Source organism: Candidatus Berkiella aquae (genome assembly GCF_001431295.2).
GTDB lineage: Bacteria > Pseudomonadota > Gammaproteobacteria > Berkiellales > Berkiellaceae > Berkiella > Berkiella aquae.
In genome coordinates this window covers 847,663-865,869 of record NZ_LKAJ02000001.1, presented here as the reverse complement: position 1 = coordinate 865,869, position 18,207 = coordinate 847,663, and the positions used below count along the sequence as shown (strand labels likewise).

The following is an 18,207-nucleotide window of genomic DNA, read 5'->3' as shown; positions in this document are numbered from 1 at the left end:
TCTTTATAATAAATGTGCTTAAATAGGAATAAGGCATTCTAATGATAATGGATGTAAACAATAAATTGAGCGACAAAATTAGCTCTTGCGAGATCTCCTTAAGTCCTGTTGATAATCGCAGGTTAATGAACTTGTGCGGTCGTTTTGATGAACACTTACGACAAATTGAACGAAGACTTCATGTTGAAATTAATAATCGAGGCAGCGTTTTTCAAATTTTGGGTGAGCGCGATGCGGTTCATATTGCGCATAATCTTATCAATAAACTCTATGCCCAAACTGAAAATGGTGAAGAGCTCACCCCTGCCAAAGTTCATCTGGTGCTGCAGGAAAGCTATCAAAAATTGGAAAAAAATAAACAAAAGCAGCATGGTGAAGAACCTAACGCTGAGCAAAGTAATCTTTCCTCATCTGAACTTGCTATTAAGACGCGTAAAGGAATTATTAAACCTCATAGCAAGAACCAACGCCTTTATCTCAAAAATGTCCTAACACACGATATCAATTTCGGGATTGGTCCTGCTGGTACCGGTAAAACCTATCTTGCCGTTGCATGCGCTGTCGCTGCTTTAGAAGCAGAAAAAGTCAAACGGGTTATTTTGGTGCGCCCAGCTGTTGAAGCAGGAGAACGTTTAGGATTTTTACCTGGGGATTTGAGTCAAAAAATCGATCCTTACTTACGCCCTCTTTATGACGCCTTATATGAAATGTTAGGCTTTGAGCGCGTTAGCAAATTAATTGAACGAAATATTATTGAGCTTGCTCCCCTTGCTTACATGCGTGGGCGAACCTTAAATGACGCATTTATTATTTTAGATGAAGCACAAAATACCACGACGGAACAAATGAAAATGTTTCTGACGCGTCTTGGCTTTGGTTCGACCGCAGTCATCACCGGTGATATTACTCAAATCGATTTACCCGGTGGCGTGAAATCAGGCCTCAAGCAGGCTATTGCGGTATTACCCAATATTCCTGGCATGAGTTTCACTTTCTTTGAATCGATTGATGTCGTCAGACACCCCATTGTGCAAAAAATAGTAGAAGCCTATGAAAAATTTCACAATGAACAATCCAAGGGGGAAAAATGACCATCGACGTTGATGTTCAATATGCCTCTGATTTTATGCCCTGCCCGGATGCAGCCACCATTGAACAATGGGTTAACGCAGCATTAGCAAGTCAACAACAAAAGGGTGAGCTATCAATCAAGATCGTTGATGAAGCTGAAATGACCATGTTAAATTTTGATTTTAGAAAAAAGCAAAAACCCACGAACGTGCTATCGTTCCCTTGTCAATTACCTGAACCCATGCGTGGCGATATGTTAGGCGATATCGCGATTTGCGCACCGGTTGTCAATCAGGAAGCCATCAGTCAAGGTAAACCGTTATTCGCTCATTTTGCGCATATGGTTATTCACGGTGTATTGCATTTATTAGGCTTCGATCATGAAAATGATGAAGATGCTAACGAAATGGAAGCACTTGAAGTCACCATCCTCAAAACCTTAGGTTTTGCCGATCCTTATGGAGTTCACATAGTTCATGACTGATGAAGAGAATAAAGGTGAGACACCTTCTTTACTTGAACGCGTTAGCTCAGCATTTTCTGCTAAGCCTAAAAATCGCGAGCAATTATTAGGATTACTACGACAATCCCATCAAAATGAATTGCTTGATTTAGATTCATTACGCATGATTGAAGGCGTCATGCAAGTGGCAGAAATGAATGTCAGTGAAATCATGATCCCACGAGCAGAAATGATTGTTGTGCCTAAAGACGCAACGCTGGCAGAAATTTTGCCAATTGCCATTAAATCAGGGCATTCTCGCTTCCCTGTGATTGGCGAAAACAAAGATGAGGTCGTTGGTATCTTACTCGCTAAAGATTTATTAAATTTTTATCTTGAAAGTAACACTGAACGCTTCTCCATCAAAGAAATTTTACGCCCTGTGGTTTTCATTCCTGAAAATAAACGCTTAAACATTTTGTTGAATGAATTCCGGCGTAATCGTAACCATATTGCCATTATTGTAGATGAATATGGTGGTGTCAGCGGTTTGGTTTCCATTGAAGATGTACTAGAGCAAATCGTGGGCGATATTGAAGATGAACACGATATTGAGCGTGATCTTTACATTCGCAAACATAAAGATGGCTATTACTCTATTAAAGCCATTACGCCGATAGAAGAATTCAATCAATTTTTTAACACGCAATTAAAAGATAATGAGTTTGATACTATCGGTGGTCTGGTACTGCAAGGTTTTGGTCATTTGCCTAAGCGTGGGGAATCTATCATGATTGAAAACATTCCCTTTAAGGTTTTACGCGCGAATAGCCGCCGTATACAGTTACTTCAAACCACATTAACGCCGCCAGAGAAATAATGGTATGAACGATCTTATCAAAAAATTAAAACCCTATTTTCCCTATATACTCGCCTTATTAGGCGGCATGATCATGACTTATGGCTTTGCACCCTATGGCATAGCCACCGCAAGCATCACTTCTTGCGTTGTGTTTCTCTGGTGTCTTGGTAAATCAAATAAAAAAACTGCCTTTCTTATTGGCCTGTGCTACGGGATTGGCATGTTTGGCTATGGTGTCAATTGGGTTTATGTCAGTATTCATGATTTTGGCAACGCAAGTCCCATTTTAGCAACGCTGATTACCAGTGCCTTTATTTTATTCTTAAGCCTTTATCCTGCATTTTTAGCAAGTCTATTAGTGACGCTGTTTCCGCAAAATAACAATGCGCGTAACCTGCTTGCTTTTCCTGTGCTTTGGGTTTTATTTGAAATATTACGCGGTTGGTTTCTTACCGGTTTTCCCTGGATGTACATGGGATATTCGCAAATAGAGAATCAGTTGGTCTCCTTTGCCCCCATTGGCGGTGTATGGTTAGTTTCCTGGGCGGCTGTTTTTATCGCGGCCATCCTCTATTCTTTTATCAATTATTTCTATCAACTGCGAGAAGATAAAAAATACTTGGCTATCCTTGGTGCCTTGCTATTAGCCGTGTGGGGCGCTGCATTTGGCTTACGCTCAATGGAATGGACAACCACAGGCCATAAAAAACTGAATGTGACGCTAATTCAAGGCAATATCGCGCAACTATTGCGTTGGGATCCACAATATATCAATCACATTATTGAGATCTATCAAACGTTAACGGCGACCGCGTTAAACAATGAACGAAGTGATGTCATTATCTGGCCGGAGGGAGCTATCCCCGTGCCATTACCTACCTCACAGCCCCTATTAAATGAAATGGGCAATCTGTTACAAGCCCGTGATATGGCGCTTATTACCGGCCTGCCAACCCAATTACCTAATCAACAGTATTACAATACGTTATATGTGACAGGCGTTGGCAGTGGTGTTTATTACAAAGAACATTTAGTGCCCTTTGGCGAATATGTACCCTTTGACAAACAACTTCGGGGTTTAATTAGCTTCTTTAATTTACCGATGTCTAGTTTTATTGAAGGTCCCCAAAAACAAGGGCCACTCAATACCAAAGACTTTCTGTTTGCGCCTGCAATTTGTTATGAAATTGCTTACCCGCTTTTTGTTCAAAGCATGAGCAAAGGCGCAGATGCTATTTTAACCGTCAGCAATGACACATGGTTTGGTCGTTCAATAGGTCCTTTCCAGCATTTACAAATCGCTCAGTTTCGTGCCATTGAAACCGGCAAATATGTGGTGAGAGCAACCAATACAGGTCTCACCGCCATCATTGATGATCAAGGGAAAATTGTTGAAGCGGCAGAGCAATTCGCACCCCAATCCATCACTGCAGAAGTTGTCAACAAACAAGGCCAAACACCTTGGGTACGTTATGGGATCTGGCCGCTAATTATCGCGATGACGGTGGTATTTAGTGCTGCATTGATTATGCAATCGACCAAAAAGCAATAATCACCGTTAATACCTCGTTACCTCTCCACTTGGGGAGGTAACTAACCCCCTGGCATCATCCCCATGCCAACAGCCGATCCCACCGCTGCTCCGACAATCGCTCCAACAATCCGCAAAGGCAATGTCACCAGAGCTAGCGGTGTTGCCCCACCTTCTCCTAGTGTTGCGCAGCCTTGAAGCCCTATCACTAAGAAAACAATACAGATACTTTTCAGCCGATTCATTGTATTCCTTTGATATCATTTCCCATTCAGATGGGGAATGATATCATTCTTCCAACACACATGTTTGCCTAATCCAAACTATTTCATTTAACTTAATTAGCAGCGCGAAGACATTATGATTGAAGAACAGTATCATCCCCAGCAAATTGAATCACAAACCCAAACCTATTGGGAAAAATCCCACAGCTTCGCTGTTAAAGAAGATCCTAAAAAACCTAAATTTTATTGCTTAAGCATGTTCCCTTACCCAAGCGGTTACTTGCATGTAGGCCATGTCCGCAACTATACCATTGGCGATGTGATCGCGCGTTTTCAACGGATGCAAGGCATGAATGTCCTGCATCCTATCGGTTGGGACGCTTTTGGATTACCTGCAGAAAATGCCGCACTCAAACATCAAGTGCCCCCTTCTGAATGGACCTATAGCAACATTGCGCATATGCGAAACCAATTAAAAAGTTTAGGTTTTTGCTTTGATTGGGATCGCGAAATTGCAACTTGTGATGCAAGCTACTATCGTTGGGAACAATGGCTGTTTATTAAAATGTATGAAAAAGGCTTGGTTTACAAAAAAGATTCCGTTGTAAACTGGGATCCCGTTGATCAAACCGTTCTTGCCAATGAACAAGTGATTGATGGCAAAGGCTGGCGTTCAGGCGCTAAAGTCGAACGACGTTCTATTCCACAATGGTTTTTAAAAATCACCGATTATGCGGAAGAACTATTACAATCATTAGATCATATGCCGGGTTGGCCAGAACAAGTTCGCACCATGCAACGTAACTGGATTGGTCGTTCTGAAGGTGTCTCTTTTTCTTTTAAACTCGATCATCTTAATGGCGATCCCTTAACGGTTTATACCACACGTATTGATACTTTAATGGGTGTGACTTATCTTGCCATTGCGCCACAACATCCTTTGGTCAATGTCGCCGTAGAACAAAATCCAGAATTGAAAACCTTTGTTGAAGCCTGTCGTAATATTAAAGTGGCCGAAGCTGAATTAGCGACATTAGAGAAAGAAGGCCGCGCAACCGGACTTTATGCAATCCATCCTATAACTCAGGAAAAATTACCTATCTGGGTTGCCAATTATGTATTAATGGAATATGGCAGCGGTGCTGTCATGGCAGTTCCTGCGCACGATCAACGCGATTATGAATTTGCCAAAAAGTATCAGCTCCCCAGCAAAGCGGTTATTCGTCCCGATAAAGAAACACAACCCGATCTCAGTGAAAATGCTTATCTGGGAGACGGTTATCTTTTCAATTCAGGCGAATTTGATAATCTCAGTACGCGTGACGCACTCACCAAAATTGCTGAATATTTAGAAAACAAAAGTATTGGCCAACGCCAAGTGAATTATCGCTTACGCGATTGGGGTGTCTCTCGTCAACGTTATTGGGGTGCTCCCATTCCAATGATTCAGTGTCCAAGTTGTGGCACCGTGCCTGTACCCGAAAAAGATTTGCCTGTGGTATTGCCAACCGGCGTTACCCCCAGTGGCGCAAGCTCCATCTTGATGCAAATGCCTGAGTTTTATGAAGTGAATTGCCCAAGCTGTGGTCAAAAAGCACGACGTGAAACTGATACATTTGATACCTTTATGGAATCTTCCTGGTATTACTTACGTTACGCCTGCCCCGATCAAAATCAGAAAATGTTTGATGAGCGAACGCAATACTGGGCACCCGTTGATCAATACATCGGCGGTATTGAACATGCTATTTTGCACCTACTTTATGCCAGATTCTTCCATAAAGTGATTCGTGATTTTGGTCTTGTGAAATCAGACGAACCTTTTACCAACCTTTTAACCCAAGGCATGGTTCTCAAAGACGGCAGTAAAATGTCAAAATCTAAAGGTAACACTGTTGATCCACAGACATTAATTGAGTCTTATGGTGCCGATACCGTTAGATTATTTATTATGTTTGCAGCGCCTCCTGAGCAATCTTTGGAATGGTCTGATACCGGTGTTGAAGGCGCCTTTCGTTTCTTAAAACGCTTCTGGCGCTTATGTTCTGCCCATATCAATGAAAATGGTTTACTGTCATTATCATTTGCTGATGTGACGCTCAATGAAAAGCAAAAGGATCTGCGTCGTTTAACGCATGAAACGATTAGCAAAGTAACGGACGATCTGAAAAGACGCTATACCTTTAATACCGCGATTGCTGCCATGATGGAACTCACCAATGCCGTTGCAGCTTATAACATTGAAAATGAAACTGACAAAGTTATTAAGCAAGAAGCTTTTGAAGCATTGGTATTAATGCTAGCTCCCATGGTACCCCATATCAGTCATGTTTTATGGAAAGCTTTTGGCCATGACGAAGCGGTGCTCGATGCAGTATGGCCAACCATTGATGAAAATGCTTTAAAGCGCGATCAAATTACGCTGGTGGTTCAAGTGAATGGCAAAATGCGAGCCAACCTTTCTTTGCCGATTGATGTCACCAAAGAAGCGGCAGAGCAAGCAGCCCTTAACCATGAAGCGGTTATTCGGCATGTGGAAGGTAAGACGATCCGTAAGATTATTACGGTCGGCCAGAAATTAATTAATATTGTCGTAGGTTAGTGGTGAGCATTAAAGCATTCAGTACGTTTTTGCTTGCTATTGGTCTGCTATTTGCAAGCGGCTGTGGTTTCCATTTGCGACGCAACCAAGTGGAGCTAGGTAATAAGTACCCTATTATCGTTTTACAGCGTTCGGGTTCTCATACTTTTTATCAAGCGCTGCGCCGAGCACTGCTCATGGCCTCTACCGATGTGCTCACACAATCTCCAGAGGGTGATGAGATGTTGCCACAGCTCATCATCACCTCACAGCTGCTGACGCAGCAGCCATTAGTTTATGGACCGGATAGTGAATTGCGCCGCGAACGATTAAAGATGTCGGTGACTTTTTCATTTTCGAATCCTACACCCACGCAAATTGTGTTGTATTCTGTGCGCGATAGACAGCTTAATAGCAATCAGTATTTGGGTGATAATGCTGAAAAAAGCATGATAGAACAAGAAATGCAGGCGGACATTATTGGGCAGTTGTTGCAGTATCTTGAGAGTTCGAGATTTTAATTTAGATAGAAATCCCCCGCTCGTTCCGTCTTCGTCCGTCTACGCTAATGCTTCGCCGGACTACGCCGAACAAGCACGAGCTGCCCCCTTTTAAACAAAGGGGGCAAAGCAGCGGTAGCTGCGATAGTTAATAGCCCCGGGTATAACGAACGAGCCGTTAGGCGAGTGAGTGGAACCCGGGGTAAAAGCAAACTGAGAAGAATTTACTCGAATCAGTTTGCTTTCAGGCGAGGCGCCGAGCTCTCGAACAAAAGGAGTGTATACGTAATACACGACTTTTGTGAGATGGGCGATGGCAACAAAGCATCAAAGCAAACTGAGAAGAGTAATGCGTGTAGCACCAGAACAATTGGAAGAACATCTCAAACGTCAGCAGCGCCCTATTTATCTGCTATCGGGCTCCGAATCTTTTTTACTCGAAGAAAGTGCGGATAAAATTCGTCGCACGCTATTAAAAGATCAAGATGTCGAACATAAGCGTTTTAATGACACTACCGCAGGTATTTGGGTAGAGCTGCAAAGCGAAGCGCAGCACTTTTCCCTCTTTTCTTCAAAACAACTCATTGAGCTGAAACTTTCTAAATTTGCAGCGAGTGATATGAAACAATTGGTTGCTTTATTAGAAAGTGACCGCTCGGATATCACCTTCATCCTGATTGCCGCACAGCTATCTAAACAAAATCAACAAGCAGCCTGGTTTAAGCTGGTTGAACAAAAGGGTGTTATTGTCACGCATTGGCCCTTAACCGGCTATGCTTTTACCAAGTGGGTATCTACTCGAGCAAAACAACGTGGATTAACGCTGAATGAACAAGAACTGCGGTTATTAACCTACAAAACGGAAGGGAATTGCTTGGCCGCAAGCCAAGAAATTGAACAACTTTATTGGTTTTACCAAGATGCGCCACAAAATATACCAATTGCGTCTTTGACCAATCAAAGCCAGTTTACCGTTTTTGATCTCTGTGAAGCAGCATTGCAACAGCAATCTGCTCGTATTGTCAAAATAGTAAGCTGCCTGAAAGAAAGCGAAAGTGCCGCTGAGCAGCTTATTGTTTGGTCGCTATCGCAAACCTTACATGCGTTACTGCGCGCCTGCCACGCCCAAGAAAGCAGCCAACGTCAGATCCTGACCCAAGCTGGGATCCGAAATAGCAACTCACAAGTGCTATACTTAAAGTTATTGAAGCAGCCAACCCCCACGCGCTGGGCAAAACTTCTATCGGTGTTATCAACCGCTGATAGGCAGTTTAAATCCGGTGAAAATGCCGGTTTCTGGCAAAACATTTTAAAAATTAGTTTAAATTTAACAAAATCCTATACACACAACCCCACTTTTTGTATATAGTAAAAGTAGGAGATAGGAAATAAATGGAGTATATGCAATCGATTTCAATGCTGCTAGTAGAAATGATTACTGTATTGAAATAGGTAAAGGTACGATATGCAGAAAAACGATTTATTGAATGAAGTTCTCAATGATCTCAGTGACTTAAAAGCAGCCAATGTTATCCCCCTCGATGTACATCAAACAACCCCACTGACCGATTATATGGTCATCGCAACCGGCAACTCGAGTAGGCATGTCAAAGCAATAGCCGATAATCTCGTGCGAAAAATGAAAGCGCGCCACCAAAGCCTTTTTAGCGTCGAAGGTGATCGCGAAAACGAGTGGGTGTTAGTCGATCTTGGAGATGTTGTTGTTCATATAATGCAACAGCGTACTCGCGATTTTTATCATCTTGAAAAATTGTGGGCGCCTCGTCATTCCATGACAGCACTCGCCTAAATGCAGGAACGTAAGTTGTTACTATGCAATGTCAAATATTAGCTGTAGGGCAAAAAGTACCTCGATGGGCCGCTGATGCGTGCGAAGATTACTTTGTACGCTTACAGCGCTTTATGAAATGCCATTTATTCGACATTGCCAGTAGCACACGGCAAAAAAACTATGATGCCAATGCCTACAAAGAAGAAGAAGGCGCCAAGCTATTACAAAAAATTTCACCCACCGATAAAGTCATCGCACTCGATGTGAAAGGGCAAGCTTTTTCAACACAAACTCTAGCTACCAACATTGCAAACTGGCAACAAGAAGGTAATCGATTGGTATTTTTGATCGGTGGGCCTGATGGCTTATCTGATGCATGCCTTAAACGCGCTAATGTTAAGTGGTCATTATCCATGCTCACTTTTCCTCATGTCTTAGCTCGTGTTATCTTACTCGAACAGTTATATCGAGCCACTTCCTTATTAGCGAATCATCCTTACCATCGAGAATAACAATGCCTAAAAATAAGATTATAAAACGATGCCAATGGGTTAATTTAAGTCATGATGCCTATGTCATGTATCATGATGTTGAATGGGGTGAACCCGTTCACGATGATAGACTGTTATTTGAAATGCTGATATTAGAAGGTGCCCAAGCGGGTCTTAGTTGGGAAACGGTCCTGAAAAAAAGAGCAAACTATCAACGATTATTTGCACAGTTTGATCCGGTCAAAGTGGCGCGTTTTACTCCGAAAAAAATTGAAGCGCTGATGCTAGATCCCGGGATTATTCGTAACCGCCTTAAAATTGAATCAACGGTGAGTAATGCTAAAGCCTTTCTTAAGGTGCAAAAAGAGTATGGTAGTTTTGCCCAGTATCTCTGGCAATTTGTCGATAACAAACCTGTGAACAACTGCTTTTACAATGCAAAAGATTATCCAAGCAAAACCCCTTTAAGCGATAAAATTTCTAAAGACCTTAAAAAGCGAGGCTTTCGTTTTGTTGGCAGCACCATTATTTATGCTTATATGCAAGCAGTTGGTTTGGTGAATGATCACACTGCCGATTGTTTCAAACGAACGAATAAAAAACTCTGGTCTGTTTATATGGTGAAAACAGCCAATGGTTCGCTTTATACGGGAGTCGCAACTGACGTTAAAAGACGCTTTAGCGAGCATCAAACCCAAGGGAACAAATGCGCTAAATACTTGCGTGGCAAAGGGCCACTTGAACTTGTTTATCAAGAAACTATTGGCGATAAATCGGATGCTCATAAAAGAGAACATGAAATCAAACAATTTTCGAAAGCACAAAAATTGGCGTTAATAAAATGATGATTTTAGTCGATGCAGATGCATGCCCCAAACCGATTAAAGAGATTTTATATCGAGCAAGTAAGCGACTATCAATTCCGCTCATTTTATTTGCCAATAAACCTCTTTATGTCCCCCCTTCTCCTTCCATTCAATTTGTTCTGGTAGGGGGTGGTTTTGACGTGGCTGATAATGTGATTGTTGAACGCTCTGAGCCGGGCGATTTGATTATTACTGCTGATATCCCGCTAGCTGCTGCTGTGATTGCCAAAGGGGCGTCAGCTTTAAACCCTCGCGGCGAGTTTTATACACCTGAAAATATCCAGCAGACTTTGACCATGCGTAATTTTATGGCAACGTTGAGAGAAACGGGGCAAGTGACAGGTGGCCCCGCCCCATTAAATGCTAAAGATCATCAAGCATTTGCCAATGCGTTAGATCGGTTTCTCAGTTCATCACTAAAACGATGAAACTACACCTTAAGGCAGTGCTGCAGGCCTAAAATACGTGGAGGTAACGACGGGTTGCGGTGGATAAAAGTAATCATGAACTGCATGAATAGCATTTGCAGTGCTAACAATGAGGAGTTCAAAGACGACTTGCACAAAGATTTCTGCCATTACTTCAACAAAAATCTCCGCAAGTACATCGTCAAAGTCGTCACCGCCAGCAATAAATTTCAGTTCTTCAGCTGTTAATACACGCATTTAAATCCCCATGCTCCTTAGAAATTTTCCGGCATTTTATGACAAACAGTTAGTTATATCAACTTAGATGTTATGGATTTCTTCTCACTTTTCTCGGTTATTTTGAGTCTCAGGCAGAAATGACCTTGAATCTTCATGGTTTATTTTCTGCGTTTGCTAAATGGCTCAGCATGGTCAAAAAACTAAGGTCTCATTTTCTTTGCTTTCGGCTCTTCTTCGCCATCGTCATTTTTAGCAAGAATGACAGGCGATGTCTTATCTGCTTGCGAAGGAGAAACATGGGAAAACTGCAGTAATGAATCCTCTTTTAAATCTAAAAAATTCAATTCACTGCCTTCAAAATCAAGATATTCAATTAGTTGACAGATAAGACTTAAAGAAGTTAAACGATTATTTCTGCATAAAACTCCTTTAAGCAAAGGTGATTGGCTCACATCTAAAGAAGTTAATTGATTGTCATCGCAAAAAAGATGAGCAAGGTTAGGACACTGTTTTAATGTTAACGTATGTAATTGGTTACTTGGGCAAGATAGCGTATGGAGTAGAGGTAGATGCCCAAGATCTAATGATATTATTAAATTATAACCACAAAGCAATTCAACCACTCTCTTCCAATAATTTTGCAAATCCTTATCTGCAAATAAGTGTTTAGGAAATCGTGTCAATCCCATCTTCGAAACATCTAATGAAACATGGGGTAACGGTTGAATATATAAATTATGTAATACTGTTTCAAAATATCCCGGCAAAAATATACGAGATTTAATCAATGCGATGTTAATATCGTTAAGCAGCTTTTCTCTTTTTTGGAACTCCTCTAACGATGAAGCAGCTTGTTTAATCTCGTTCAGATTTCTAATAATATGGGGGTAATGATCACGGATCTGAATTAAACCATGATGCTGAAAATGTTCTATCTCTGCATGTTGCTTGTTAGCTAATATTGGAAGGTAGCTTCTCCAAAAAGCATCGGTTATCCCTTTCTTGTTTGTTGCTGTTGATGCCAATTGAAAATGAACCATCTCTTTAGCAGAAAGCTTTGACAAAATGGCTCCCCATAATTCATCAGGTAATGACGCTATATCCCCCCAAGATCCTTCCTTCATAAATTTACCCACTACTTGCAAAAATAAGAAATATATATGATATGTAGTTACCTATCAATATCTCTTACAAGCATCTAATCTTGCTTTCAAGTGTGTTTATCTACTTTTGCAAATAGAAAGAAAATGAATATGGGTTCAAATAGAAAAATTGAATTAAGATAGTCAATGAAGGAAAATTATATACGCTTTCTCTTGCGTTTTTTGTCTTCTTTCTCTTTATCATTTTCTGAATGAAGATCTTCGGATTCTTCTGTGCCGTCAGGCTCTACAACAGTCTCATTGTTGAGTTTTTTGCTTTTTTGCTTATACCGAGTTGTTAATGTGGGAGTGATAGCAACAACAAGCTCTGTCAGCTGTGAATTATCACTCGCATCCGGTGAAGTGATTGAGTTAGAACTACACTCTAGGTGAGTTAATGTTTGCTCATGATCATCATTGACTATTAATTGATCATTCATGCCTTTTAGTATTTTTGATGCTTTAAGCATATTGACATTGAAAGGAGCATAATCACTATTACACCACTGTATCCTACGTAGCTTCTTCCAACAGTCTTGTAGTGTTTCATCTTGAAGTAATTGCAGAGGAAAACGAGTAAAATGCTTACCATACAGATTCAATACATCTGGATCGTTAATAAAACATAATTTAATCAATCCTATATTAATAGAATCAAGTAAATTTTCATTTTGTTTTAGTTCATCTAAGGATGATGCGCGATTAATATTGTCTAATTTACTTAAAAGTATCATCTTCTGTTCAAATATTTTCTTTATTGTTTCATCATGCAATAATTCTGGTATATCTCTCATTAAATTACTTAAAAATATTTTTGAATCCTTCAAATATTGAATTTCTTCATACTGTTTTACTGCAGTGCTTGGAAAATAATAGCTCCAAAACGTATCAATCATACGACTTTTATCAGCCACCTTACCTGTCATTTGAAAGTGCACCCTGTCTCGCACTGATAAAAGGGCTAAAATCATTCCCCATAATTCATCATCAATCGTAGATATATCTAATGAAGGACCTTCAAACATTTGTATTATCTCGTAAAAAACGAGGAATAATAGCTTATGACAAATGAATTCACAATCATATTAGTTAATTTTTAATCAGTTCGAATGCGAGGAAATGATAGGAAAAATATAGGAATATTTGAATGACATGCGTTGTCTCTACTCTTTTATTCACCTTACACTGCTGTTAATCAGATATTTACAGGTGCGTATCGATTTTTATGAATCCTCATATTTTTTAACAAAATTCTGATAGGCTGCACTGATATGCTTTATCGGTTGTTCAGCACAATGGTTTTATTTATTGTAGCGCGTGTTTTTTTAGTAATCTGATTCGTCATGGATTTTACCTGAATGTTATCGTTTGATACTTTCTGCTGCGGTAATTTAGACAATAATTCCGGCAAAAGATTATCGTTACAGCACATATCCTATTTTATCTAAATCAACACCAGCGACACGACCTACCATCTGTAACACAAGGCTTGGATCGGAAGGATTTTGCGCAATAATCACATAAGCAAGCTGTGGATCATCAAAACCATAGCGACACATTTGACACGCCAACAAAATTCCACAATCACTCTTTTTAAAACGAGCAATATCAGATTTATTATCTTTTTTACTATGAATGGTATAACTATTGATATTCCGCTTTCTTAAAATTTCACTCGCCCTTTCACACCACTGCACATTCGGTAAATAGATAATCCCTTTACAGCTTAATAGATTGGTTTTACCATAATATTGTGGATGTTCTCTTTGCAATAGGAAATCAGGAAGATTTTCAACAAATGCTTCAATATTTTCTGCGACATATTTTTCTCCCAATGAGTCAGTTTTGATGGGTGCTAGATAACCATCTCGCATTCCATCACACAATGAATATTCATAGATGCTTTCAAGCGGATCATTCTTTGGTGGTGTCGCAGTACATCCTAATATTAAAATATCTCTATTATTAATTTATTAATGTAGACAATTCTTCTGGCAAGGTATCTGCCATTATTGCATCACTTAACTGCTCATGCGGCAGCGCTGCAACCCCTTTTATTTGTGTCACCGCTACCGCGGTTCTTTGGGAGGAGATTTCTTGTTCCCCCCCATTGCGGCGCTTTGCGCCTTCATAGGGGGCTAGCGAATTTCCTCGCTGCCGCGAGGAGAAAACAAGGAAAAAAGAGGTTACGGCTTAGGAGCTTCTGTTTTAGCAGGAGCAGCAGGTGCAGGTTCTGATTTTGTTGGTGCTTTCTTTAATGCTTCTGGTGCTAAATATTTTGCTAACACTTTTAAATATTCATTTTCATGTCTTTTAAATAAATTGGCACCAATTTGCTGGCTTTTTGTTGTCAATTCCATATTATGTTTGACTAATTTTACACCAATGGGCGATTTATAAAATTTTACCAATTCATTCATTTCATCCAAGGTAAAATATTGTGAATATAACTTCGCTAATTCCGTTGTTGTCTCTCTAGATGCAAATAATTCATAGAAAAATTGCTCCAGATCAGCGGTAAAGGCAGGTGTCACTAATTTGCTCAATTTAGGATCTTTTTCCATATCGGCTTTGAGCTTTAACACAGCGGCATCACTGGCATTCTTGGCAAAATTCGTTGCATCCGCCCATTGTGTTACCAACTGGGTGTAAAGAGGGCCAGGATCTTCACCGATAAAATAAGGCTTAGTATCATCTGCAGGTTTGGAAGCAGCTTTCTTTTCTTCAGCCGCATTCGCAACAACTAACCACCCCAATAGGGAGACCGCGATGATTATTTTCTTCATGAGAACCCTCAATCTTAGTTAACTAAACCATAAAAATCATAGTGCACTACCACTGTTCATACCATAAATGAACCGCCCCCAACAACAAGAATAATTTGCTATGTAATTGACAAAAATTAGACTGCCTTACGATCAATTACCACATGTACCAGTTAACTAAAATAAATATTATCAAAATACTCCTAGCGAAACTTTAGCGATTCGCTGTTTGCTATCCGGATTCTGCCTTATTACCTAATGGCTTCAGCTACAAAACCACCAGCACGTGTTAAAATATAAATAATATTCTTAATATTTTTTATGTTAAAAAACTAAATAATGTACAAACATCAACGTTTGCAACCACGCTTTCAGGAAAAGCGTCTTTACACCCAGCGGGCAATCGTTGGTATCGGCATTATTGCCTTAATGATATTAGTGTTACTTTCGCGCATCGCTTACCTACAAATTACCGATCATCAAAAATATGCAATGCTCTCAGAGCGTAATCAATTACGTTTGGTCCCTATTGCTCCAACACGAGGCTTAATTTTTGATCGCAACGGTAAACTACTCGCTCGCAATGTCCCTGCATTTCATTTAGCGATTATTCCAGAACAAGTCACCGATTTAGATAAAACATTAGATGAATTAAGCAGCTTGATCCCCATTGATGCTACGCAAAAAGAAGCTTTACTTGAAAAAATTGATGAAAGCCCTTCGCATCAACGCCAATACATCAAACTTAAACTCACCGAAGAAGAAGTGAGTGCCTTCGCCGTGAATCAATATCGATTCCCAGGTGTTTCTTTACAGGTTGATCTCATTCGCGATTATCCATACGGTTCTTTATTAGCTCATGTGCTAGGTTATGTCAGCGAAGCCAACAAAGAAGAACTTAGTAAAATTGACAAGAAACGTTATAACGGCACTTACCAACTAGGCAAAATCGGCTTAGAAAAATTCTACGAAAACCAATTACAAGGCACTCCCGGTATTCAGCAAATGGAAACCGATGTGTTAGGACGAGAAGTACGCGCACTTTCCACCTTCCCTGCGATTGCTGGCACTGATTTACATTTATCTATTGATATTGATCTCCAAATTGCCATTACCCATGCATTAGCCGATAAACGTGGCGCGGTGATTGCGCTTGATCCTCGTAATGGCGAAATATTAGCGATGGTGAGCACACCGAGTTTCGATCCGAATCACTTTGTCCGCGGTATTGATCCCACCTCTTATAGTGCATTACGAGATGCACCAAGCCGCCCCTTATTTAACCGGGCGATTCAAGGACAATATCCCCCTGCCTCAACGATTAAACCCATTGTTGGCCTTGCAGGCGTTGCAACCGGCAAAGTCGACGTGAATCATAAATTGTTTGATCCTGGTTTTTTCCAACTGGGGGGACAAGGTCGACACTATCGTGATTGGTTGAAGCATGGACATGGTTGGACAGATCTCGAAAAGTCCATTCGTGAATCCTGTGATATTTATTATTATACCTTGGCCGATAAATTAGGAATTGCCCAATTATCCACTTGGCTTTCTCGCGTAGGCCTTGGCAAAGCAACCGGTATTGATTTACCAGGTGAACAAAAGGGCATTGTCCCTAATAGTGCTTGGAAGAAAAAAGCATTAGGCACCGTTTGGTATCCTGGTGAAACCATTATTACCGGAATCGGACAAGGTTACATTTTAGCCACCCCTTTGCAATTATCCGTCATGGCATCTTATATTGCTAACCGAGGAGATGCTTTTCGCCCCCATTTTAATAAAGAAGCTCCCTTGAGCAAGCTGCCTCCTCTTAAACTAGATAATCCCAATCACTGGTCAACCATTATTGAACCTATGCGCCAAGTGATTGCTCATCCTAAAGGAACCGCTTACCGTCATTTTGCGGGATTCACTATCCCTGCGGCAGGAAAAACAGGTACCGCTCAAGTTTTTGGTATCAAACAAAATGAAAAATATGAACACGATAAAGTAGAACATCATTTACGTGATCACTCGCTCTTTATTGGTTTTGCCCCGGTTGATGAACCTAAAATTGCCGTGGCTGTTATTCTTGAAAATCAAAAAGCCAGTGCCGTTGTTGCTCGCCAAGTTATTGAAGCTTACTTAATGGAACCACAACCTTATGTTGAGTCGACCGAAATCCTCCCTGCGTCTTAACCGACCCGCTTGGCAAAGTGTGCCAGGTTTGAGAGCGCTGTTCTGCGTACATTGGGATCATACGTTATTTCTATTGATTGGTTTGCTACTGGCAATGAGCTTTGGCTTGCTTTATAGCGCTAGCGGACAAAAAACGACTATCTTGCTCCGTCATGGTATCCATTTGGCATTCAGTTTCGGTATTTTCGTTGCGGTTGCGCAATTCTCTCCCAAAACATTTAAACAATGGGCACCCATCTTATACGCTGGAGGGATTTTAATGCTCTTGGTGGTGCTCATTCTAGGCACGAGCAGTAAAGGCGCACAGCGATGGGTCAATTTAGGCGGTTTTCGTTTCCAACCCTCCGAGTTTATGAAGCTCATCACACCACTCATGCTAGCTTATTACTTAGATAACAAAACAATCCCTTTAAACACCAGAACATTAATTACCAGCCTTGCGATTGTTTTAGTCCCTGGATTACTCATCATTAAACAGCCCGATCTCGGTACAGGATTATTAGTGATTGCAACCGGATTTGGTGTGTTATTTTTCGCGGGTATTCGTTGGAGCTTTATTCTTAAGCTCGGCGCCGCTGCTTTAGCGACACTACCCATCCTCTGGTGGAAACTGCATGATTATCAACGTGAACGTGTGCTCACCTTTTTAAATCCAGAACGCGATCCTTTGGGAAGTGGCTATCATATTATTCAATCCAAAATTGCGATTGGCTCTGGCGGTTTATATGGCAAAGGCTGGTGTCAGGGAACGCAATCTCAACTGAATTTTCTTCCTGAACGTACCACCGACTTCATTTTTAGCGTATTGGGTGAAGAATTTGGTTTTGTGGGTGCCTCTATTCTCTGCGCATTATATTTTGCTGTTATCTTACGTGGCATTGTGATCATGACGCAAAATCCCGATACCTTTAACCGTTTGATGGTGGGCGGGATTATTTTTGGCTTTTTCATTTGCTTTTTTATCAACATTGGGATGGTCAGTGGTTTGCTGCCCGTCGTAGGTTGCCCCTTACCACTCATCAGTTATGGTGGTACTTCCCTGGTGACGTGGATGACCGCTTTCGGTATGCTAGTAGCTATACAATCACAACAAAAAAACCTGCCAAGGTAGGCAA

The 18,207-nt window shown here is 40.8% G+C and carries 19 protein-coding genes; 13 read left to right on the top strand and 6 right to left on the bottom strand.

Annotated features, from left to right (window positions below; genetic code table 11):
* Positions 1-41 precede the first annotated feature (41 nt).
* The 4 genes from HT99x_RS04085 to lnt are packed head-to-tail and all read left to right on the top strand — an operon-like array spanning position 42 to position 3,927.
* Complete coding sequence (locus tag HT99x_RS04085) at positions 42-1,091, top strand: PhoH family protein (protein WP_235528416.1); 1,050 nt, start codon at positions 42-44, stop codon at positions 1,089-1,091.
* Positions 1,088-1,555, top strand: coding sequence for an rRNA maturation RNase YbeY (ybeY, locus tag HT99x_RS04080; RefSeq protein ID WP_075065545.1), 468 nt, complete (start codon positions 1,088-1,090; stop codon positions 1,553-1,555). The genes HT99x_RS04085 and ybeY overlap by 4 nt, the downstream gene beginning before the upstream one ends.
* On the top strand, positions 1,548-2,393 hold the full coding sequence (locus HT99x_RS04075) for a transporter associated domain-containing protein (RefSeq protein WP_075065546.1): 846 nt from the start codon (positions 1,548-1,550) through the stop codon (positions 2,391-2,393). The genes ybeY and HT99x_RS04075 overlap by 8 nt, the downstream gene beginning before the upstream one ends.
* A 4-nt stretch (positions 2,394-2,397) precedes the next feature.
* On the top strand, positions 2,398-3,927 hold the full coding sequence (gene lnt / locus HT99x_RS04070; RefSeq protein ID WP_075065547.1) for an apolipoprotein N-acyltransferase: 1,530 nt from the start codon (positions 2,398-2,400) through the stop codon (positions 3,925-3,927).
* 41 nt (positions 3,928-3,968) lie between these two features.
* Here lnt and HT99x_RS04065 read toward each other — a convergent pair whose 3' ends face one another.
* Entirely contained in the window at positions 3,969-4,151 is a 183-nt protein-coding gene (locus tag HT99x_RS04065) for a hypothetical protein (protein WP_075065548.1), read from the bottom strand.
* A 118-nt stretch (positions 4,152-4,269) separates the two neighbouring features.
* Here HT99x_RS04065 and leuS point away from each other — a divergent pair, with 118 nt between their 5' ends.
* The 7 genes from leuS (at position 4,270) to HT99x_RS04025 (ending at position 10,788) form a co-directional block, all read left to right on the top strand.
* Positions 4,270-6,732, top strand: a complete 2,463-nt coding sequence (gene leuS, locus HT99x_RS04060) for a leucine--tRNA ligase (RefSeq protein ID WP_075065821.1) — start codon at positions 4,270-4,272, stop codon at positions 6,730-6,732.
* A 2-nt stretch (positions 6,733-6,734) separates the two neighbouring features.
* Complete coding sequence (locus tag HT99x_RS04055) at positions 6,735-7,232, top strand: LPS assembly lipoprotein LptE (RefSeq protein WP_075065549.1); 498 nt, start codon at positions 6,735-6,737, stop codon at positions 7,230-7,232.
* A gap of 328 nt (positions 7,233-7,560) precedes the next feature.
* The gene (gene holA, locus HT99x_RS04050; protein ID WP_259565440.1) at positions 7,561-8,580 is read left to right on the top strand and encodes a DNA polymerase III subunit delta; all 1,020 of its coding nucleotides are present in this window, start codon (positions 7,561-7,563) and stop codon (positions 8,578-8,580) included.
* Between the two features lie 96 nt (positions 8,581-8,676).
* Positions 8,677-9,021, top strand: a complete 345-nt coding sequence (rsfS, locus tag HT99x_RS04045; protein ID WP_075065551.1) for a ribosome silencing factor — start codon at positions 8,677-8,679, stop codon at positions 9,019-9,021.
* A 23-nt stretch (positions 9,022-9,044) separates the two neighbouring features.
* Positions 9,045-9,515, top strand: a complete 471-nt coding sequence (rlmH, locus tag HT99x_RS04040) for a 23S rRNA (pseudouridine(1915)-N(3))-methyltransferase RlmH (RefSeq protein WP_075065552.1) — start codon at positions 9,045-9,047, stop codon at positions 9,513-9,515.
* A gap of 2 nt (positions 9,516-9,517) precedes the next feature.
* Complete coding sequence (locus HT99x_RS04035; protein WP_083482815.1) at positions 9,518-10,339, top strand: DNA-3-methyladenine glycosylase I; 822 nt, start codon at positions 9,518-9,520, stop codon at positions 10,337-10,339.
* Entirely contained in the window at positions 10,336-10,788 is a 453-nt protein-coding gene (locus HT99x_RS04025) for a YaiI/YqxD family protein (RefSeq protein WP_075065553.1), read from the top strand. Before HT99x_RS04035 ends, HT99x_RS04025 begins: the two co-directional genes overlap by 4 nt.
* Before the next feature lie 9 nt (positions 10,789-10,797).
* Here HT99x_RS04025 and HT99x_RS04020 read toward each other — a convergent pair whose 3' ends face one another.
* From HT99x_RS04020 to HT99x_RS04000, 5 genes are all read right to left on the bottom strand, one after another.
* Positions 10,798-11,025 carry a hypothetical protein gene (locus HT99x_RS04020; protein WP_075065554.1) on the bottom strand — a complete coding sequence of 76 codons (228 nt, stop codon included), beginning with the start codon at positions 11,023-11,025 and terminating at the stop codon, positions 10,798-10,800.
* Positions 11,026-11,207: 182 nt separating this feature from the next.
* Positions 11,208-12,131, bottom strand: a complete 924-nt coding sequence (locus HT99x_RS04015; RefSeq protein WP_075065555.1) for an F-box protein — start codon at positions 12,129-12,131, stop codon at positions 11,208-11,210.
* A 176-nt stretch (positions 12,132-12,307) separates the two neighbouring features.
* On the bottom strand, positions 12,308-13,174 hold the full coding sequence (locus HT99x_RS04010) for a hypothetical protein (RefSeq protein WP_075065556.1): 867 nt from the start codon (positions 13,172-13,174) through the stop codon (positions 12,308-12,310).
* Between the two features lie 396 nt (positions 13,175-13,570).
* Positions 13,571-14,023: a helicase-related protein gene (locus HT99x_RS04005; RefSeq protein WP_075065557.1), complete on the bottom strand. Its 453-nt coding sequence runs from the start codon at positions 14,021-14,023 to the stop codon at positions 13,571-13,573.
* 312 nt (positions 14,024-14,335) lie between these two features.
* On the bottom strand, positions 14,336-14,935 hold the full coding sequence (locus HT99x_RS04000; protein ID WP_075065558.1) for a DUF2059 domain-containing protein: 600 nt from the start codon (positions 14,933-14,935) through the stop codon (positions 14,336-14,338).
* Between the two features lie 318 nt (positions 14,936-15,253).
* Between HT99x_RS04000 and mrdA the strand changes: the two genes are divergently transcribed.
* Together mrdA and rodA are read left to right on the top strand one after the other, a co-directional pair.
* Positions 15,254-17,092, top strand: coding sequence for a penicillin-binding protein 2 (gene mrdA, locus HT99x_RS03995; RefSeq protein WP_075065559.1), 1,839 nt, complete (start codon positions 15,254-15,256; stop codon positions 17,090-17,092).
* Entirely contained in the window at positions 17,058-18,203 is a 1,146-nt protein-coding gene (gene rodA / locus HT99x_RS03990; protein WP_075065560.1) for a rod shape-determining protein RodA, read from the top strand. Before mrdA ends, rodA begins: the two co-directional genes overlap by 35 nt.
* Positions 18,204-18,207: the final 4 nt, after the last annotated feature.